This is a genomic window from Pseudobacteroides cellulosolvens ATCC 35603 = DSM 2933 (genome assembly GCF_001262605.1).
Lineage (GTDB): Bacteria > Bacillota > Clostridia > Acetivibrionales > DSM-2933 > Pseudobacteroides > Pseudobacteroides cellulosolvens.
Window position 1 is genome coordinate 4,974,953 of record NZ_LGTC01000001.1, and the last position, 18,906, is coordinate 4,993,858.

Here is an 18,906-nt window from a genome sequence, read left to right on the forward strand (position 1 = left end):
TAGTTATTTACAATTATTAATTTTCTATTCTTTTAGCTTCGGAACGGGCTTTTTCATCCCTTTACTTTTTTGCCCTTGTGAAGGGGTGGTATTCTCTTTAGTACCTTTACTTTTATCCTGTTGCTTTCCAATTTCGTCGGCTTCAGGAATATAGAATTCTTTAACTTGTTTTTTTCCTTATAGATCATATACGATAAAAGCTTTATTAGGGCATTTTGTTTTTTAGCCATATGTATCACCTTTAGTATTAATTCATAAATTTATACTACATCAAATAATTTACAATAATGTAAATTAAACGCGAATTGGTATCCTCACCTTTATTGAGTGATCTTTACTTCCAACGCCGCATGTTTAACATATTCATTTTCTGTTAATAATCCAATATATCCAAACATAACCAAACATCAATATAACATTAAAGACGGTGAGATAATATGAAAAGCTTTTTCAATAGAAAAAAGAAAAATAACAATAATCAGTATAAAGAAGTTCCTATTTCAAGTTGCTTGGAGATTAACCTTGAGAAGGTTAAGGAGATCTTTGAATATCCGACAAATATGGATTTTATAATGCGTGAAATTTATATAAAACCTCTGAACAAAAACAGCACCTTAATTTATATACAAGGAGCTGCAGACAAAGCACAAATAGAGCAGCACATTATCGCTCCCCTTCTTGAAAATGTTCAAATCGAGATTAAAGAAGGTCAACTGGCAGATATCATGAGCAAGGTACTTCATGCTGCTGTTTTAAAAAAGATAACCACCCTTTCAGATATCACAAACAACATAATACTGGGTAATACCATACTATTCGTTGATGGATATGCAGAAGCCATCTCTATTGGTACATCAGGGTTTGAATCAAGAAGTGTTGAACAAACAAAAATTGAGAACGTAATAAAAGGTCCAAAGGAAGCATTTGTTGAATCTCTGGAAATGAATCGGTCATTAATAAGAAAGTTTGTACAAAATGAAAAACTGGTGGCTGAAAGGATCAAGCTCGGCGAAAAGTCGTCCTATGAAATATCAGTCATGTATATAAAAGATATAGCAGACCCGGAGCTAGTCGAAAAGGTAAAAAAGAGAGTTAGAGAAATCAAGGTTGACGGAATGATTGGTATAAGTCAATTAGAGCAGCATATAGAAGAAAGACCATATTCACTGGTACCTACAGTTCTTAATACAGAGAGGCCTGACAGGGCTGCCTCCTTTTTGAATGAAGGATATGTTGTGTTGATTGATCATAGCCCCGGATGTTTGGTGCTGCCCGTTACTATATGGTCTTTTTTTCATTCTGCTGAAGATCAATACCAGAGGTGGCCTTATGCTAATTTTATACGTATAATACGCTTAATTTCCTATATGATTGCGCTTTTTACACCAGGTGCATATATTGCCTTGTCTGTTTTCCATGTTGCAATGGTCCCTACAGACCTTCTGTTGTCCATTGCCGCAACAAGAGAGCTTGTCCCGTTTCCGGTCTTTCTTGAAGTGCTTATAATGGAGATATCCTTTGAGCTCATAAGAGAAGCGGGTGCACGAGTACCATCGCCCCTGGGTTCTACCATAAGTATTGTTGGTGCTCTGATACTTGGCCAGGCAGCTGTACAAGCGGGTATTATCAGTCCTATTCTGGTCATTGTAGTAGCCATTACCGGACTAGCTTCTTATGCCATTCCTGAAAATAGTACTAACTATATGATACGTATCGGAAGATTTGCGTATATGCTAATTGGCGCATTTATGGGTTTTTATGGACTAGCTTTATTCTTTGCTGGTAGTCTGGCATACATGGTGTCAATAAAATCCTTTAATGTACCCTTTTTTGCACCAAAAGCCCCCTATTATCCATCATCAAAAGATACTTTTTTACGCCCGCCAGTTTGGAAACAATGGCTTCGACCGTTCTTTACAGATCCCCAGGATAAAGTAAGGGCAAAAAACCCAAAGGAGAGGTCAAACCAATGATAAATAAAACTGACGGCAAGATCGGTTCCAGAGAAATATTCGTGTTGGTTATGTATATGATAGCAGTTGAATTATCAGATATGACACCTACCTTTCTATTTGATAAAGGCAAAACAGCTACCTGGATGATCCCTGTCCTTGCTGGTGCTGTAATAATCCCTCCATTTCTTGTTCTTTCAGTTTTACTGAAGAAATATAAGAACAAAGGGCTGATTGATATAATATATACTGTAACAGGGAAATATGTAGGTTTCATTATCAGTATGGTTTTATTTCTGATCATGCTTTTAGCGACAACTGTTAACAGCAGAGATTATGTCGACATTATTCAGACATTGTTTTTACCCAGAACGCCTAGATTGGTTATATATATTCTATTAATGGGGACAGCATGGTTTATTGCATCACGTGGACTGGAGGTTATTGGCCGTACTGCATGGTTAATCTTTCCTTTACTCACCCTGATTCTGTCAATCTTCGTATTTTTAGCCCTAAAGAAGGCCAATCTGTCTTTTCTATCACCTGTTTGGGGACCGGGACTTATAGAACTAACAAAAACTTCGGTAAAACATAACGCAATCGTCGGAGATATTATTTTGCTTGCTGCACTGTTTCCTCATGTAAGAACCTATAAGGACTTCAAGATACCTGTTATATTTGGACTAGTCGTAAGTGTAATAGAAATGGCAGGCTCTTATGCAATATATGTTGCAACTTTTGACTATCCATCAGTCAACCATGTCATGTTTCCTTTTCACCAGACACTTACATTAATCCATCTGGGAAGATTCTTTATTAACGTCGAGGCATTCTATTTTGCCTTTTGGGTCATAGCTTCAGTAATAAGATATGCAATTTATCTTTATCTAACAGCAGCTATTTTTGCTTACACATTGAGGCTGAAAGAGTTTGAGCCATTGCTATTGCCATTTACTGCACTGGTTTTACTATTGGGTATGATACCAGGGAATATAATGCAAACAACATTAATTTACCGCCAGAGTATTTTACTCAAAAGTACATGGTTAATCTTCATTTTACTTCCTTTCGTACTATGGCTGCTATCAAAGATAAGAGGTGATAAATCTAAATGCAAAGTATAGATTTTTTAAAAGTAGTAAAAGGATTTCTTCTATCAATTTCACTGATGTTTATAGTTACTGGATGTTGGGATAGCATTGAAGTGGAGCAATCGGCATTTGTTTCTGTTATCGGTCTTGATAAGTTGGGAAGTGATAAAATAGAAATCACATACCTTATATCCAACCCTCAAGGCGGAGGCTTCAGCAATGTTGTAGGAAGCAGTCAGAAAGAACCTCCTGCTGAGATTATAACACTTAAGGTCCCTGATATTTTATCTGCAAGAGATCTGCTTGGTGCCTCGGTAACCAGACAGATTACCTTTACCCACACTAAAACTCTGGTTGTCAGTGAGGAGCTTGCAAGAAGTGGTTTGTTTCTTTCTAATATAGAAGCTGCTTTAAGAGATAGGGAAATACGGCGTGATATGTTTTTGGTTGTTAGTAAAGAAAAGGCATCAGAGTTTATACGCGGAAATGATCCCAAGCTGGAGACGCGGCCGCACAAGTTTTATGAGTTTATGTCAGAACGGTGGAAAGATACCGCTTTAGTGCCACTCTCCACTATGCATACCTTGCTGGAGCGAACAGAAGGGAAAGCTGGTTTATTTTTAAATATTTATGGCACTACACAAAAATTTAACGCGAATGAAGCCGCCAATGAAGACGAGTACCTGGCAAGCGAGATTAATAAGTCCGGCGGTAACCCTATTCAAATGATTGGTTCTGCTGTTTTTAAAGACGGGAAAATGATAGGTACACTAAATGGTGAAGAAACCAGATTAAGCCAACTTCTTCGTCCAAATTTTCAAATACCTTCGTTATTATCTACCTACCAAGATCCATTAAACAAAGATTACAGAATTTCTGTCAGAATTATTAAAGAGGAGGATACAAAAGTAAAAATCGTTACTCAAGGAGATTATCCCAAACTTGATATTAAAGTATCTGTTTTATTTGATATACTTGCAGTACCCAGCGGTATTGACTACATTAAAAACTTTGAAAATCAGCAGCTCCTGGAAAGCTATGTTTCCAAGGCTATAAGTGAGAAGGCCGAAAAACTGGTAGAAAAGACGCAGGAAGAGTTTGGAGGTGATCCCTTCATGTGGTCTACTGCGGTGAGGAAAAAATTAAGTACCTGGGATGAGTATGAGAGGTATAACTGGATGGGGAAATACCCTCAGGCTCAGGTATCTGTAAGATTTGAAGCAAAAATCAGACGATTAGGAAAACAGGGAAGTCCGTCTGAAGCAATTCGAACAGGAGATGATAAGTAATGTTTGACTGGCTTGTTATGATTGCGCCTGTATATCTTACCTACTATACCTTTATATATGCAGTTACGGTATGGCGGAAAGAGCGGAATATGCTGGCATGCGTATTTATATCAATACTGGCTTTAAGCCTTACCGCCATACCAATCTGGCTGAAGATCAGGTGATTGGCTCACTTGATAAAAAGCACCATTATTGGCCCTATTATTCCGACTGCAACAAGTAAGCCAACTCCAATTCCGCTTCATTAAGTCATAAACGCTCATGTCATGCTGAAAGTGGGTTTCTCCATATGCAAGGACTTTGCATTGTATTAAAATATAAATGCTCCCATTAAACGCTAATATCTTCATAGATTATTCTTCCATAGTTATTTATTAACGTTTTTTTGACTTTAAGTACTTTATCAGCGTAAAAATATGCATAGGATAAAAACAGCTCTCATTCTTTTTAACATATGAACTAAGTTCCTCTAAGGAAATCCATCTGATGTTTTTGCTCTCATCAGTTCTTTGTAATAACTCTCCGCGGACTTTACAAATAAATACTTGGACCATTATCTGAGGCAATCAAAATTGAAATTAATTTTCTTTCAATTTGAATTCCGCTTTGTCTGTTATATTAATCCCAAATCTATCATCCGTCAAATTTACTGCTGATGACTCATTTTCCTTAAAAAGAAGTATATCCCCATCTACTTGAAATACATACTTGTACCTTCCATCATGTGTTATCATAGTTAATATATTGTTCTTTATTGTATAAGTCCCGATTGATAAGTAACTGCTTAAACCTGTATTTGTTCCTGTATGTTCCTTGAGATCATAATATAGGTTTCCAAACGTCCAACGCGTATTACTGAATAAAGGCAGGCTATCACAACTGTGAACGCAGATATCATTAGACTTGCAACAGCCAGTATAATTAATGAACCTATAGTAGGCTGCATATTGGGAAGCCCAAGTGATGTTGCTATTACCATACGAAATTCATATATAATGAAAAATGCCGCTATTACTCCGCAAATCGCCCCCAATATGCTTATTATTGTATTAACAACTTTAGTGGCATCTACATTGTCCTCTAATTTTAAACTCTATGTCAGTTCTTTTTATATATTTCGCCATCAGCCATCTCATATATAAAGGCTTTGTCTTGCTTTGACAAAAGTTTTTCTGTAATATAGGCTATTATAGCAATACCCGGAATATCAACCAAGAACCTTATCCCCATAAATTTCCACCCCATTGCCGAAGCCTCAAAAAGCAGCATTGGAATCTTTGTTGTTGACCAGGCACCTATAAATATGAGTACATTGGAAAACTTACTTCCCTTTTTCAACAGAACACCGGCTACCGGAAAAGCAGCATAAAGTGGACCGGCAGCTGCCGATCCTAGTAGAAATGCAATAGCTACACCGATAAAACCTGACTTATCACCCATAAACCTTATCATTGTTTCCCTCTGCACCCATACATCCAATAATCCAAGCAGAACAAAAACCGGAGGAATTACTGCAAGCATTTCAAGGGTGTTGCCCCATGTAATCTGAAAGGCTTTCTGACCTGTTGCAGGAATGACTGCCAGCATCAAAATATTTACTATCAAAAGTACGATAAAAAAAACATATCTTTTTAGAATATCTTTCATCATAATACCACCCCAATCACAATAGCAACGATAAATGAAAAGACAAATGCCAAACCATTTCGCAATAATGTCGCTTTCCTTCTAAAATATTTAATCTCCACAGGTATAGTCACAATGCCAACCATCATGAGTGTTGATAAAAAAACTGTTATCTGCATAAAGCCAGCTCCGCTTTTCAATAGTGCAGCAGCCAAAGGAAATGCTACAAAACCAGGTATCAAAGTGATTGAACCGATAACACCGGCAATTATCAATCCAAGCCATCCTGATTCTTGTCCTACAAGCTTTGATATAGTATCTGGACTTAGTATGGCCAACATAATGCCTATGATTATTAGAATAGATAGGAACTGGGGAAGAATATTTTCAAAAGACTTCCACGCTTTTTTCAATGCCTGCCCAGTTTTTTTCTTATCCTTAAAAAAAGATACAGCAAGCAAGCTAGCTGCCAAAATATACAAAATGTATGTAAACATATTTTCCTCCTGCTTATTTATAAAATATTGCTTTTTTAGGGCATGCATCTGGACATGCATTTTTGCAAATCCCACATTTCATGCATTCTCCCATCTTTACTTTATAGGATTTCCTTGCCAAAAATCCGGTAAAATTAAGTAAAGTTCAATATGGGCACAGATATCTATGCCACAATTGCAGATCAAAGAACAGGGAGTTAACCCCGAAAGGTATGACTGTTCTAGACAAGTACATGTTGGAAAATACCAATAAATAAAAAGAGCACTGTACATTCAACAGATTTCTGTATATTCCTTCAATACACCCGTTTTTAATATTTTAACAGTACTCTTTAACAAAAGAAGTCCATACCTTATTTGTACTTCCTTTCAAGAAACTCAAGTGTTCTTATATATTTATCTTGTACACCTGATCTTTTCATATCCTTTTCAAAATCATCACATTCTAGGTCTATCTTTTTTAGTGTTTCAGATGATAATTCTCTCTTTGCAAAAGGATATGCAACATTATCTTCCTTATCAATATGTCTGTATAGTAGGTGAGTGTAGGATACTGCATTGGCAATGACATCCACCTTTGCATCTTCATCACCATTTCGAACTGCTAAAAGTGCTTCCTCAAGGTTTTTCATAAAAAGCCTGCCCAGATCATGCTCAACCAACATCCCAAACCTGACTAACTTTTCGGCCGCTCCGCCAATTTCATCAATCATCTTGTTAAAAAGTATTTTTTCCTCTTTTCCGTGATGGTGATTATCAGCATAGTTTCTAACAAAATCAATCATCTTGTCAAAATCAGTATAATCAATATTTTTGCCGTTCATTATGCCAATACAGGCTTTTCTTATAACTTCAAGCATTCTTTTTATAAATTTATGCTCATCTATCATTAATTTGATTCCTTCCATATTTTCACACCCTCTCTATTGTATTAACAGCATCTTCTGTTCTATTATACCTGTAATTGATTCCACTTGCACCTAAAAATCCATTGATCCATGAATCCCTGAAAAAGTAGAAATTATTTATATTTCCGCCAACTGCATTCCAATAACCTTCATGAAGGCACATTGTCGTTTTCCATGATATTTTTGTACTGTTATTTTCAATAATCTCATTGACTCGATCACAAGGCATACCTTCAAGCATATAATCAAAAATAAAAGTAAAAATATCCTGTGGAGCTGCATCATGAATGTCAATCTGATTCATAATTTCCTGTGCATTCTTTCTGAATATATCTGCAATATCCTCTTTGCTTAAGATACCTGACTTTAATAGTTCTGTTGTAACATAAGCCAGTCGCTGTTCAACTCTAATAATTTTTTCTTGAAGCCATCCATGAATGTTTGAATGCTCAATTTCATTTTCAAGATTACCTTTTACAGGGTATCCAAATTCTAAATAACTTTTTTCTAAAAGCTCCTTGGCATTAAAACCTTTGTTAGCCGATGATTGAGCTACTTCCTCGATTAAAGCCTCATGAAGCTGTATTTTATTATACAACCAATAATGTATTTTACCTAAAAATGCACTCATATATAATCCGCCTCCTTATCATACTGCTTCATTTAGTGCTTTAAAAACCAAATAAAACTTTTACACTTTCAGGATAATTTCTCACTACCTCACCAATCGTCATTTCTTTTGAAATCTTCATAATTATAATCCTCCATTTCTTTTAATTTATTTGTATTGAAAAATTACTAATCTTTCCTTTTGTTTTTTCTTACACTTAAATTATATTAGTTATTTTTTTTACATTCGGTATCCCTGGATACGAAAAAATATAATAATTTGATATATAATTTATTCAAATGTAAAATTCGTACGATAAATGCTTTATATGAGTTTGCCAAAAAAGGGGTTGATTTATTTGGAAAAAGAAACAATCGTTAAGTTTTCGGGATTAGCTAAAAACAAGGCTGACTTTCTTAAAACCTCTCATTTTAGGTACTTTATTTATTCAATGCTTGCCGGAATCTATGTCGGCCTTGGAATAATACTAATTTTTTCTATTGGTGCACCACTCAAAGAAGCTAATGTTCCTTTTTTAAAAGCTTTAATGGGAGTATCTTTTTCAATTGCACTCACACTTGTTATTTTTGCAGGATCTGAATTATTTACAGGGAATAACATGGTTATGACAATAGGCAGTCTCGAAAAGAAGGTTACTTGGTTAGATACAGGAAAAGTCTGGACCATGAGTTTTTTGGGCAATCTTACTGGTTCGCTGCTTCTTGTAGGAATAATGACTGGAACAGGGTTTCTCTCAAAACAACCATTTAATTCATTTATTGTAGAAACATCTGCAATGAAAATGACAACACCTTTTCTCGAACTTTTCTTTAGAGGTCTTTTGTGTAATGTACTTGTTTGTCTTGCCGTTTGGATGTCAGGGAAAGCAAAAGAAGAAACTGCAAAACTGATACTAGTATTTTGGTGTCTTTTTGGTTTTATCGGTTCAGGCTTTGAACATAGCGTGGCAAACATGACTCTTCTTGCCATGGGGATTTTTTCTCCCCATGCCAACGAAAGTGTAAACTGGTTAGGCTTTATCAATAATCTTATACCAGTAACACTGGGGAATATTGTCGGGGGTGCCCTTTTTGTAGGGGCAGCTTATTGGTTTGTTTCATCTGCAAAAAGCAATGAATAACACATTTAATATTTGTGTTTAAATAAATATGAGGGAGGATAAAAATGGGAGTTGTACTGGATATAAAATCATTCAATGAATATTTAAGTGAATTATCCGAAGAATTCAGAATTTTTGCTCCTGCTCTAAAGAAGGGCAAGGGGAAGTTTTCAGAGACGGACATAGTTGCTTATTCAGAGATTAAATGCCTGGAAGACATGGAGCTGAAACAAAAATCATATTTTTCGCCAAAAGAAATTCTTTATCCGATAAGGGAGATCTTATTTTACTTTAAGGGAGATTCAGCAGAAGTTCCTTCTATCGATGAGAAACCTGCGTTAATCTTTGCCAGACCCTGTGATTTGAATGGAATCAGCCGTTTAGATACCATCTTTCTCAAAAATGGCAGTAGTCCTGATTTCTATTATAAGCGTCGCAAGGATTTGGTCAAGTTTGTAATGATTGAATGTACTGATAGCTTTGAAACTTGCTTTTGTGTATCAATGAAATCAAATATATACAACGAATATGAAGCAGCTATTAATTTTAAAGACAACCACCTATATATGAAAATTGTTGATCCTGCTTTGGAAACGCCCACTATTAAGGCTTCAAGGGTAATTGATTATGAACCTGAGTTTATTAATTCAAATGATGTTCATGTATCTATTCCTGCTGTAGAAAAGGTTACAAACGAAGTTTTTAATCACGAAATATGGAAGGAATATACCTCTAGATGTATAGGTTGCGGGTGCTGCAATACTTCTTGTATAACATGTTCATGCTTTACCATGCAAGATGTCAAATTAAGCGATAACAATGAAATAAGCGAGAGACGCAGGGTCTGGGCAGGATGTCATATTGACGGATTCAGTGATATGGCAGGCGGTCATACATTCCGTGAAAAAAACGGTGAGCGTATGCGGTTTAAAACAATGCACAAAATAAATGACTATTACAAAAGATTTAGTGAGCATATGTGCGTTGGCTGCGGGCGATGTGACGATGTATGTCCTGAATATATCTCCTTTTCAAAATGCATTAATAAATTAAATACGATTATTGAGGAGGATACTGTTTGTGAATAACGCTTATCTGTCAATTCCATATGAAATTATAAATATAAAAAAAGAAACAGATATTGACTATACCTTTAAAATCGCTTACAAGGGAGAATTAATAGGCGGACAATTTATGGAAATTTCAATTCCCGGAGTTGGAGAAGCACCTATCTCTATTTGCAATTTTGATGATGAGTCTTTAGAGATGACAATACGCAAAGTGGGACGCCTGACAGAAGAGCTGTTTAATTTTAAACCCGGAAGCAAATTGTTTATGCGTGGTCCATATGGGAACGGATTTGATATCAATTTATTTAAAGGAAAGGATGTCGCGTTTATAGCAGGCGGAACGGGACTCGCTCCCGTGAGAAAGACAATTGACTATTTTGTTCGTAATAAAGGTGAAGCGGATAACATTGAAATCCTTATCGGCTTTAAAACTCCTGCCGACAGGTTGTTTATTGATGACCTTTCAAGATGGTCAAAGAATGCCAAGGTTACAGTCACTGTTGATAAAGGGGATGAGAATTGGGAAGGCCAAACAGGCCTTATTACAACACATATTGACAAACTCGATTTGACAAAGGTTGAAAAAAAGGTTGCAGTTGTTGTTGGTCCACCAATTATGATGAAATTCACGACACTTGAGCTTCTTAAGAAAGGCTTCAAAGAAGAGAACATATGGGTATCATTTGAAAGAAAAATGAGCTGCGGTATAGGGAAGTGCGGTCATTGCAAAATTGACGAAACCTATGTATGCCTTGAAGGTCCTGTTTTTAACTACACCAAGGCAAAAAACTTGATTGATTAGAAGGGTGATAATATGAGCATAAATCGCAAAAAAATTACTAAAAATGCATACAGGATAACAAAAACACGAGGCAAAACTGCTTTAAGAATCAGAGTACCCGGTGGTCATCTTGAAGCCGAATTTTTAACTATTATAAAGTCCATTGCCGAAGAATATGGGGACGGGACGGTCCATTTGACAACCCGTCAGGGTTTTGAAGTTCCATTTATTGACTTTGAAAAAATTCCTGAGATCAATAAAAAAATCAGACCATTAATTGAGTCTCTAGGTCTTGATATAGAATCAACAGATTATGGCTATCCCGCAGCAGGCACAAGAAATATTTCTGCATGCATCGGAAATCGTGTATGTCCATATGCAAACGATGATACCACAAGATTGGCTAAAACAATTGAAAGAGCGTGCTACCCTCATGATTTTCATTTTAAAATCGCTGTCACCGGCTGCCCAAATGATTGCATAAAAGCTCATATGCAGGACTTTGGTATTATTTGCACAACTGAACCCCATTATGATGTAAGCCGTTGTATCAGCTGTGAAGCCTGTGTGAAAAACTGCAAGAAAAAAGTTACAGGTGCACTGGCTATAAAGAACTTTAATATAGAAAGAGATACCGATAAGTGCATTGGCTGCGGAGAATGTATTTTGCAATGCCCTACAGGAGCATGGACAAGAAGCCCAAAAGCATATTACCGTATGGTAATAATGGGGCGGACGGGCAAAAAAAATCCCCGTTTGGCCATGCCTTTCATAAAATGGGCCTCCGAGGATGTAATTGTTAAGGTAATCAAAAACACTTATGAATTCGTTGATCGTTACATTGACAGGACTTTGCCAAAGGAACATATAGGTTATATCGTTGATCGTGTAGGCTACCAGGTTTTCAAATCCGAGGTTTTAAAGGATGTGGAGCTGAACAAGGAAATTCAAATTGCCGAAAACATTCAATGGAGCGGTTATTATTACAAGCAGGATGATCAATTTCATTCCATATATTAAGGAGGTAGCCATGAAGGAAGTATTTTCACTTGAGGATATATTCAATGTTATGATTGAGCTTGAATCAATGGGTTCAGTTCATTACAGCAATATGAAAAATATGACGTACAATTCAAATCTGATTGTATTATTTGATAAACTGTCAAAGCAGGAATTGGCACACAAGGAACTTTATACTAGATTTAAGACTGAAACTATAACCTTTTCGGCACAAAAGGTTGATGATGAATACAAAGCTTATATGGATTGCCTGTTGACTCAGACAATTGGCTTTTTAAATGGGGACCGAGAAGTAACGGACTTTGAAAAGGGATTTGCTATAGCGGTTCAGCTTGAGAAAGATACAATCATGTTTTTGAATGAATTAAAGGAAATTATAGGTTCCTCCCATGCAGAAGAAATAGACCGGATCATATTACAAGAAAAAGCTCATTTAAGAGCATTGTACGAATATTCTCAAAAAATTTTATAGCATCTGCTTTTATTCGATTTCGCCATCAGGTATAAAGCTGGTAAAAGCCTCACTTTAATCTCGATCCATGATAAATCTGTATTTACAAAAGTTGATAATACACAAGGAGCACGTTGAAGTAATTATCAACGTGCTCCTTGCTTTTTCCGGCTTAAAACTGTGCCACAGCCAAAAAGTGTGGCTTTATTTGGTGGAGGCGAACCGCAGCCTTGCAAACCCACGAATTACTCCTCCGAATTATTTATTACCCAAATCCTTTTCAAAGGAATTTCCAATTTTATATCATGGTCCATCCTATCATAATTTGCAAGGAACTCATCAACAATTTCCTTGTGAGTCCAAAGCCTAACCTTAAAAAACTGCCTTGCCGTTTCTTTAATAACGCTGCTTTTAAAACCACTCCAAGATACGAGTAAGCCGTAATCCACTACTTTAGCCATTCCATGGCCTTTGAATCGTCTTATTAGCATTTCTTTTATTATATCAAAAGCATCAAGCTCAATGTCTCTTTGGATTAGCTCATCAGCTTCCTCTGTTTCACAATCGGTTCCCTTTATTAAATTTTCAACCTTTGTCCCAGTAACAACACTTTTAATACGCTCTTCCTGCTTGATTCTGCATATAGTCATAATTCATTCAAATAAGTTTCAACTCAGTTTACCCATTATCTCCCTGAAGCTCTCCAAGGCAGCTTCAATATTCTCCACAATATCATTTGCCAATTCATCAGGATCAGGTAGATTATCTAGATCAGCAAGGCTTTTATCCTTGATCCAGGTAATATCAAGGCTTGTCTTATCCCGGTTTACAATATCCTCATAAGAAAATTTTCTCCATCTGCCTTCCGGATTTGTATCAGGGTTCCATGTTTCCTCTCTATTATGCCTGTTTTCTGGGTTATAGCACTTTATGAACTCATCCAGGTCATCAACCTTTAAAGGATTTTTCTTTAATGTAAAGTGAATATTGGTCCTAAAGTCATAAATCCAAACTTCCTTTGTCCAAGGGGCTTTACTGGCTGGCTTATTATCAAAGAATATCACATTAGCCTTTACCCCCTGCTTGTAGAATATTCCGGTTGGAAGCCTTAAGATTGTATGGAGCTCTGTAGTTTCAAGAAGCTTTCTCTGACTGTCTCTCCAGCTCCGCCTTCAAAGAGCACATTGTCTGGCAATACGACAGCAGCACTTCCATCAGATTTGAGAAGTGTACGGATATGCTGCACAAAATTCAGTTGCTTATTGCTTGTGGTAGCCCAGAAGTCCTGACGATTATAAGTCAGGTCATCAGTCTCCTGTTCTCCCTCTTCATTGGTGAAAGTCATACTGCTTTTTTTTACCAAAAGGCGGATTAGTCAGGACATAATCGACACGAAGTCCGGTATCCGCTATGAGTGAGTCTGCAGAAGAAATAAAGTTGTCGCTGTCAATATCACCTATGTTATGCAAAAACATATTCATAAGTGCCAACCTTCTTGTATTTGCGACTATTTCATTACCGAAGAAGGTTTTATATTTTAAGAAATGCTTCTGGTCTTTATCCAAAGAATGGTTTTGCACAATATAGTCGTAAGCTGCCAGCAAGAAGCCTCCTGTTCCGCAGGCAGGGTCGGATATAGTCTTCATAGGCTCAGGCCTTAAGCACTTTACAATACCTTTTATAAGAGGTCTTGGGGTAAAATACTGTCCGGCTCCACTTTTTACATCCTCTGCATTCTTTTCCAGCAGCCCTTCATAAATCTGACCCTTAATATCAGCACCCATGATGCTCCACTGTTCTTTATCAATCATATCTATGAGCTTTGAAAGCTTTGCCGGGTCTTGTATCTTATTTTGAGATTTGATAAAAATCTGCCCCAATATTCCCTTATTCTTCCCAAGCTCACGTAAGAGTTCATTGTAATGAGACTCCAGTTCAGCTCCTTTTATCTGAGTAAGGCTGTCCCAATTATATTTTTCAGGTATAGGCAATGCCCTGTTGTAAGGCGGCTTTGAAAACTCATATGCCATCTTTAAAAACAAAAGGTATGTAAGCTGCTCCAGGTAATCTCCATAGCCAACTCCGTCATCCCTTAAGGTATTGCAAAAGCTCCATATTTTCGACACAACACTTGATGTGTTATTTTCACTCATTAATTTCTCCCCCTGCCAGACTTGTAAAATTCTCTTCAATCTCCTCTATAGTAGGTAAACTGCTCTTTAATTCTTCCGGAATTTCCTGCAGCAACTTATATTCGCTTACTCCCATTGGTTTTGTCATATCTTTTAATGCGTATTCTGCAATCAGCTTATTCTTTTCCTTACACAGGATTATACCTATGGAAGGATTGTCATAATCAGTTTTTAATTTATTGTCAACAGCCGAAAGATAGAAATTGAGCTTACCTGCATATTCCGGCTTGAACTTTCCTGTTTTAAGCTCAATAACCACATAGCATCTTAGCTTCGTATGGTAAAACAGCAAATCAATATAAAAATCTTCTCCACCAACTTCCAGGTGATATTGGTTTCCAATAAAGGCAAAGCCTGTACCAAGTTCTAAAAGGAATTTGGTAATTTTCTGAACCAATTGTCTTTCAATATCCCTTTCATCCATTCCTTCTCTGAAAGATATAAAATCGAAAATGTATGGGTCCTTTAATGTTTCTGACGCCAATTCACTTTGATTGGCTGGCATCAGTGATTTAAAGTTTGTAGTTTTTTCTGCCAGAGCCTGTCTTTTATATAGATTAGTCTCTATTTGATGAACCATTACATTACGCGACCAGCCATTTTCTATAACCTTTTGAATATACCACGTTCTTTCCTCTGTATCTTCAACCTTTTCAAGCAATGTTATATTATGATACCACGTAATTTGTGCAAGCACCTCTTGCACAAATTCAATTTCTTTATATTCCTCAGCAAACTTTCTCATATACTTTAAGTTTCTTGCTGAAAAGCCCTTTAAATCCGGAAACTCGGAAGCCAGATCCTTTGCAAGCCTATCAACGATCTTGCTACCCCAACCTTCAAGATTCTGATGTTTTAAAATTATATTACCAATATTCCAGTAGCGAGTTATAAGCTCTTTATTTGCAGCAAGAACAGCCCTATGCCTGCCTTCTCTTATTTCAGATTTTATTTCCTGAAGGATATTGGTATATTGGCTAAGCTCACTCATTTGACTGCTCCTTTAACTTTTTTCTTTGTAGATTTGGGAGTAGGGTTTTGATTTTCTAATCGTATCCGCTCAAGAAGTTTTTCAGCATGTTCGTCATTGGGGTCTTGGGGTACAAGCTTGCCTTCAAAGGCTTTTTTAAGGATGCTTTGGCGAAGTGCTTCTGCTTGTGCCAGGCTATTCTGTATAACCTCTTCCATTTTGCCACAGACAGATAAGCGGGATTCGATTTCTTGGACTATTTTTAGTGCCACATGAACTTCTGGATAAGTAATTAAAACATCTCTAATGTCATCTAAACCAAGTCCTTTTTTAGTCGCACCTCTTTGATACGCTAGTAGTCTTTTTCTGCCAGTTTCACTTTTTAGAAACCAAGCTACAAACTTACTGTATCTTGAATCATTTAATCGTACTACCGCAATATGCTGATTAATATATGCTTCTCCAAAATTACTTGGTACAATTCCAATGCTACCTAAATCAGCAGTTATATATATCAGCAAATCTCCTTCTTGAAGTCTGCTTCTCAGTCCTTCTGCTTTCTCTGGCAGTCTAACATACTGAACTTCCGACAGATCAATATCAATACCAACTCTGGTTAAATTCCCAATTCTTATAAATTTCGCCCCTTTGTCCGAATAGTACTGTGCCCAGCCTCTTGAACCACTTGTCTATAATATCCCTGGCTCTTTGCTCTGGATTTTGATTCATCAAATCACCCCTATTTTTAGAAATGCTCAAATGATGCGGTAATTCTCAATCAAACTTCAATTAATGCTATTCCTATACTTTCCACAGTTTCTCAACACTATTTTATTTGTTTTATGGTTAATATACAATATGTTTAAGTTGTTTTTCTTATTGTTTTCTTACTTTGTAAATTAAGACTCAATAATTATTTGGTGGAGGCGAACTCTTCTTACTTATTCCCCTTTCCGTTAGCTTGAAGAGCATATATGAAAAAACAGCTATATAAAATCTATTACGGAAAAGGTCTCAAAAGGCGGTTTGTTCTATATTGGCAGTTCTATGGTAAAGTTGCTTCCCTTTCCCTCTTCTGTTTCCAGATGAATCTTACCGCCGTGAAGTTCCACTATTTTCTTGGCAATTGCAAGTCCTAGTCCTGTTCCACCGTCTGTCTTCCTAGCACTTTCCCCTCTTACGAAGGCATCAAAAACTGTGGCCTTTAAATCTTTGCTCATGCCCACGCCTTTATCTCCTATACGGATTTTAATTCCTTCTTCTTCTACAAGTTCAATGAACGCCTCCGTACCTTTTGGATTGTATTTTACCATGTTTGTTATTATATTTGTCAGTGCTCTGTCCAACTCTACTTTATCGAAGCTATAAATTATTTCCTCTTGCGGTAAATTAATATCCAGTTCTATTTCCTTAACCTCGATTTCTCCGTAATTTAAAGCAATTACTTCTCTCAGAAATTCAACTATATCAGAAGGTTGTTTATTCAGTTTAAATTCGCTATCCTCCATCTTGGAAAATCTGAAAAGGTCATCTATAAGTCTTGTCATTCTTATGGATTTATCATATATATAGGATAAATACTTCTTCCTGCTTTCCTCATCTAAAGCCATACCTTCACATAAAGCCTTGGAGTATCCGGTAATGCTTGTTATAGGGGTCTTCAGATCATGGGATATATCCATTATCATTCTCTTTTTGCTCTTTTCCGCTTCCTCCCTTTCCCTCTCACTGGTTTGAAGCCTCTCTGCCATATAGTTAAAGGAATCCTTAATCTCTGTAAATTCATAATGTGCATCGAAATGTATTCTTGTATTCAAGTCTCCTTTAGTCATTTTATCCAAACCTTCTCTAATATAGGTCAGTGGTTTAGTAACTGTCTTTGAAGTAATTTTGCTGAACAAAATGAAAAACAATATGGTCATAAAGAGTAGAAGCAGTGCACTTTCCGCTAGGGCATTTATTATAAGCCTGTCTACCGGGTCTTTTCTATTAAAATTTAAGTTTATATGCGGTTTAAGTGCTTCATTAACCTGCCCTGATAAGGATGAAAATTTCACTATACACAGGTAATCTCTGCCGTCCTTGCCTCTGAATGCATAGACACTGTTGTATGTAGCTCCTTTTGTTTTATCATCTTTTAGAAGGCTGTTTATCAATTCATTTCTATCATACTGAGTTACGCTGTCATTTTTTTTGCCTTTTGTGAATATTACCTTATACTGATCATCTAAGACTTCAACCCAGCCTCCCTCCCTCTCCAGGTCTTTGGTATTCATCTTGCTGAAGTCTTCTGCAAAAATATCCCTTGCAGACAGCTTAGGGAGAAGATTATCTTTGTCAACGCCATTAATGTAAAAACTTAGTCTGAAAAACATAAACACAATAGAAAGAATAATAATCCCCAGCATTCCAAAGGCTGCTATAGCATAGTTTCTTGTTAAAGTAGATTTATATCTTCTCTTTCTCATACTGTCACCTTAAACTCCATTAAATTTATATCCGAGCCCTCTTATAGTTTTTATATATTTCGGTGCCTTGGGGTTATCTTCAATCTTATCTCTCAAATTGCTTAAGTGAACCATTACTACATTATCATCATTATAATAATTGTCTTCCCAAACATACTCAAATATCTGTTTTTTTGTATATACTTTGCCTTGATTTTTCATCAGAAGATATAATATCTTAAACTCCTTTGAGGTAAGCTCAAGCTGTTTGTCACCTTTGGAGGCAGTCATACCATCCTCATCCAGCACTATGTCGCCTATTTCTATAACTGACTTTTCCATAAGCTCGACACTTGGGCCAAGCTTATGGTATCTTCTAAGCTGTGACTGCACTCTGGCAGTAAGCTCTAAGGGATTAAAGGGCTTTGTCATATAGTCATCTGCGCCCAGGCCAAGCCCTAGGATCTTATCTATATCCTCGCTCTTGGCTGAAAGGATGATCACTGGTGTATTATATTTTTCTCTTATTCTCTTTACCAGCTGAAAGCCATCCAGCAAAGGCATCATTATATCTAGTATTGCCAGATCTATTTTCTCTTCACCAAACTTATTGTAGGCCTCCATGCCGTCGTAAGCTTTTATTATGTTATAGTTTTCCTTGGAAAGGTACAACTCAATAAGCTCAACAATTTCTCTTTCATCATCAGCAACAAGTATATTCAAAGATAATCCCTCCAGTACCAAGCTGTTATTATATTAATATAAAAAGCAATTAATCTTTTACATTTGCCTATCACAAAATAACGTTAAAGCGTTCGTTATTTTGCTCCGTCAAATGTAAGATTAATAGTGCTTTTTATATAGTATAGTACATTTTCAAAG

Annotated in this window: 23 protein-coding genes and 1 pseudogene; 9 read left to right on the forward strand and 15 right to left on the reverse strand. The window is 36.5% G+C overall.

Translation table 11 applies throughout. The annotated features are described in order from the left end of the window. Positions 1-53: 53 nt before the first annotated feature. The gene (locus Bccel_RS30370; protein ID WP_154673430.1) at positions 54-230 is read right to left on the reverse strand and encodes a hypothetical protein; all 177 of its coding nucleotides are present in this window, start codon (positions 228-230) and stop codon (positions 54-56) included. Positions 231-437: 207 nt separating this feature from the next. Here Bccel_RS30370 and Bccel_RS20465 point away from each other — a divergent pair, with 207 nt between their 5' ends. The 4 genes from Bccel_RS20465 to Bccel_RS30375 are packed head-to-tail and all read left to right on the forward strand — an operon-like array spanning position 438 to position 4,496. Beyond that, positions 438-1,973: a spore germination protein gene (locus Bccel_RS20465; RefSeq protein WP_036937400.1), complete on the forward strand. Its 1,536-nt coding sequence runs from the start codon at positions 438-440 to the stop codon at positions 1,971-1,973. Then, positions 1,970-3,076, forward strand: coding sequence for a GerAB/ArcD/ProY family transporter (locus tag Bccel_RS20470; RefSeq protein WP_036937397.1), 1,107 nt, complete (start codon positions 1,970-1,972; stop codon positions 3,074-3,076). The genes Bccel_RS20465 and Bccel_RS20470 overlap by 4 nt, the downstream gene beginning before the upstream one ends. Then, entirely contained in the window at positions 3,064-4,332 is a 1,269-nt protein-coding gene (locus Bccel_RS20475; protein ID WP_036937395.1) for a Ger(x)C family spore germination protein, read from the forward strand. The genes Bccel_RS20470 and Bccel_RS20475 overlap by 13 nt, the downstream gene beginning before the upstream one ends. Beyond that, positions 4,332-4,496, forward strand: a complete 165-nt coding sequence (locus Bccel_RS30375; RefSeq protein ID WP_154673429.1) for a hypothetical protein — start codon at positions 4,332-4,334, stop codon at positions 4,494-4,496. Before Bccel_RS20475 ends, Bccel_RS30375 begins: the two co-directional genes overlap by 1 nt. A 414-nt stretch (positions 4,497-4,910) precedes the next feature. On the opposite strand, the gene Bccel_RS30380 is transcribed toward Bccel_RS30375, so the two are convergent. The 6 genes from Bccel_RS30380 to Bccel_RS20500 form a co-directional block, all read right to left on the reverse strand. After that, positions 4,911-5,066, reverse strand: a complete 156-nt coding sequence (locus tag Bccel_RS30380; RefSeq protein WP_154673428.1) for a hypothetical protein — start codon at positions 5,064-5,066, stop codon at positions 4,911-4,913. A gap of 50 nt (positions 5,067-5,116) precedes the next feature. Beyond that, positions 5,117-5,311 carry a hypothetical protein gene (locus Bccel_RS20480; RefSeq protein ID WP_036937392.1) on the reverse strand — a complete coding sequence of 65 codons (195 nt, stop codon included), beginning with the start codon at positions 5,309-5,311 and terminating at the stop codon, positions 5,117-5,119. A 119-nt stretch (positions 5,312-5,430) separates the two neighbouring features. After that, positions 5,431-5,979 carry a permease gene (locus Bccel_RS20485; protein WP_201782033.1) on the reverse strand — a complete coding sequence of 183 codons (549 nt, stop codon included), beginning with the start codon at positions 5,977-5,979 and terminating at the stop codon, positions 5,431-5,433. After that, entirely contained in the window at positions 5,979-6,455 is a 477-nt protein-coding gene (locus Bccel_RS20490; protein ID WP_036937747.1) for a permease, read from the reverse strand. Before Bccel_RS20490 ends, Bccel_RS20485 begins: the two co-directional genes overlap by 1 nt. Before the next feature lie 353 nt (positions 6,456-6,808). Beyond that, the gene (locus tag Bccel_RS20495) at positions 6,809-7,363 is read right to left on the reverse strand and encodes a hemerythrin domain-containing protein (RefSeq protein ID WP_036937386.1); all 555 of its coding nucleotides are present in this window, start codon (positions 7,361-7,363) and stop codon (positions 6,809-6,811) included. A gap of 4 nt (positions 7,364-7,367) precedes the next feature. Further along, positions 7,368-7,994 (reverse strand): hypothetical protein, encoded by a 627-nt coding sequence (locus tag Bccel_RS20500; RefSeq protein WP_036937383.1) that lies wholly within the window; start codon positions 7,992-7,994, stop codon positions 7,368-7,370. Positions 7,995-8,331: 337 nt separating this feature from the next. On the opposite strand from Bccel_RS20500, the gene Bccel_RS20505 reads away from it, so the two are divergent. The 5 genes from Bccel_RS20505 to Bccel_RS20525 are packed head-to-tail and all read left to right on the forward strand — an operon-like array spanning position 8,332 to position 12,436. After that, positions 8,332-9,114, forward strand: coding sequence for a formate/nitrite transporter family protein (locus tag Bccel_RS20505; protein WP_036937381.1), 783 nt, complete (start codon positions 8,332-8,334; stop codon positions 9,112-9,114). Positions 9,115-9,158: 44 nt separating this feature from the next. After that, positions 9,159-10,181, forward strand: a complete 1,023-nt coding sequence (asrA, locus tag Bccel_RS20510; RefSeq protein ID WP_036937378.1) for an anaerobic sulfite reductase subunit AsrA — start codon at positions 9,159-9,161, stop codon at positions 10,179-10,181. Continuing rightward, positions 10,174-10,965 carry an anaerobic sulfite reductase subunit AsrB gene (gene asrB, locus Bccel_RS20515; protein ID WP_036937374.1) on the forward strand — a complete coding sequence of 264 codons (792 nt, stop codon included), beginning with the start codon at positions 10,174-10,176 and terminating at the stop codon, positions 10,963-10,965. Before asrA ends, asrB begins: the two co-directional genes overlap by 8 nt. A 12-nt stretch (positions 10,966-10,977) precedes the next feature. After that, positions 10,978-11,964 (forward strand): sulfite reductase subunit C, encoded by a 987-nt coding sequence (gene asrC, locus Bccel_RS20520; protein ID WP_036937371.1) that lies wholly within the window; start codon positions 10,978-10,980, stop codon positions 11,962-11,964. Positions 11,965-11,974: 10 nt separating this feature from the next. Further along, on the forward strand, positions 11,975-12,436 hold the full coding sequence (locus Bccel_RS20525) for a ferritin family protein (RefSeq protein ID WP_050753681.1): 462 nt from the start codon (positions 11,975-11,977) through the stop codon (positions 12,434-12,436). Positions 12,437-12,660: 224 nt separating this feature from the next. On the opposite strand, the gene Bccel_RS20530 is transcribed toward Bccel_RS20525, so the two are convergent. The 8 genes and pseudogenes from Bccel_RS20530 to Bccel_RS20555 all read right to left on the reverse strand — a co-directional run bounded on the left by Bccel_RS20530 (position 12,661) and on the right by Bccel_RS20555 (position 18,747). After that, a complete protein-coding gene (locus tag Bccel_RS20530; protein WP_036937367.1) occupies positions 12,661-13,065 on the reverse strand; it encodes a hypothetical protein in 405 nt (134 codons plus the stop codon). An 18-nt stretch (positions 13,066-13,083) separates the two neighbouring features. Next, a pseudogene (locus tag Bccel_RS31720) lies at positions 13,084-13,760 on the reverse strand (HsdM family class I SAM-dependent methyltransferase). Further along, positions 13,744-14,568, reverse strand: a complete 825-nt coding sequence (locus tag Bccel_RS31730; RefSeq protein WP_242857038.1) for a type I restriction-modification system subunit M — start codon at positions 14,566-14,568, stop codon at positions 13,744-13,746. The pseudogene Bccel_RS31720 and the gene Bccel_RS31730 overlap by 17 nt, the downstream one beginning before the upstream one ends. Next, positions 14,561-15,598, reverse strand: coding sequence for a PDDEXK nuclease domain-containing protein (locus Bccel_RS20540; RefSeq protein ID WP_036937360.1), 1,038 nt, complete (start codon positions 15,596-15,598; stop codon positions 14,561-14,563). Before Bccel_RS20540 ends, Bccel_RS31730 begins: the two co-directional genes overlap by 8 nt. Next, a complete protein-coding gene (locus Bccel_RS20545; RefSeq protein ID WP_050753682.1) occupies positions 15,595-16,098 on the reverse strand; it encodes a restriction endonuclease subunit S domain-containing protein in 504 nt (167 codons plus the stop codon). Before Bccel_RS20545 ends, Bccel_RS20540 begins: the two co-directional genes overlap by 4 nt. 79 nt (positions 16,099-16,177) lie before the next feature. Continuing rightward, positions 16,178-16,306, reverse strand: coding sequence for a hypothetical protein (locus Bccel_RS32190; protein WP_276326128.1), 129 nt, complete (start codon positions 16,304-16,306; stop codon positions 16,178-16,180). A gap of 302 nt (positions 16,307-16,608) precedes the next feature. Continuing rightward, positions 16,609-18,045 carry a HAMP domain-containing sensor histidine kinase gene (locus Bccel_RS20550; RefSeq protein ID WP_036937358.1) on the reverse strand — a complete coding sequence of 479 codons (1,437 nt, stop codon included), beginning with the start codon at positions 18,043-18,045 and terminating at the stop codon, positions 16,609-16,611. 9 nt (positions 18,046-18,054) lie between these two features. Then, on the reverse strand, positions 18,055-18,747 hold the full coding sequence (locus tag Bccel_RS20555) for a response regulator transcription factor (RefSeq protein WP_036937355.1): 693 nt from the start codon (positions 18,745-18,747) through the stop codon (positions 18,055-18,057). Positions 18,748-18,906: the final 159 nt, after the last annotated feature.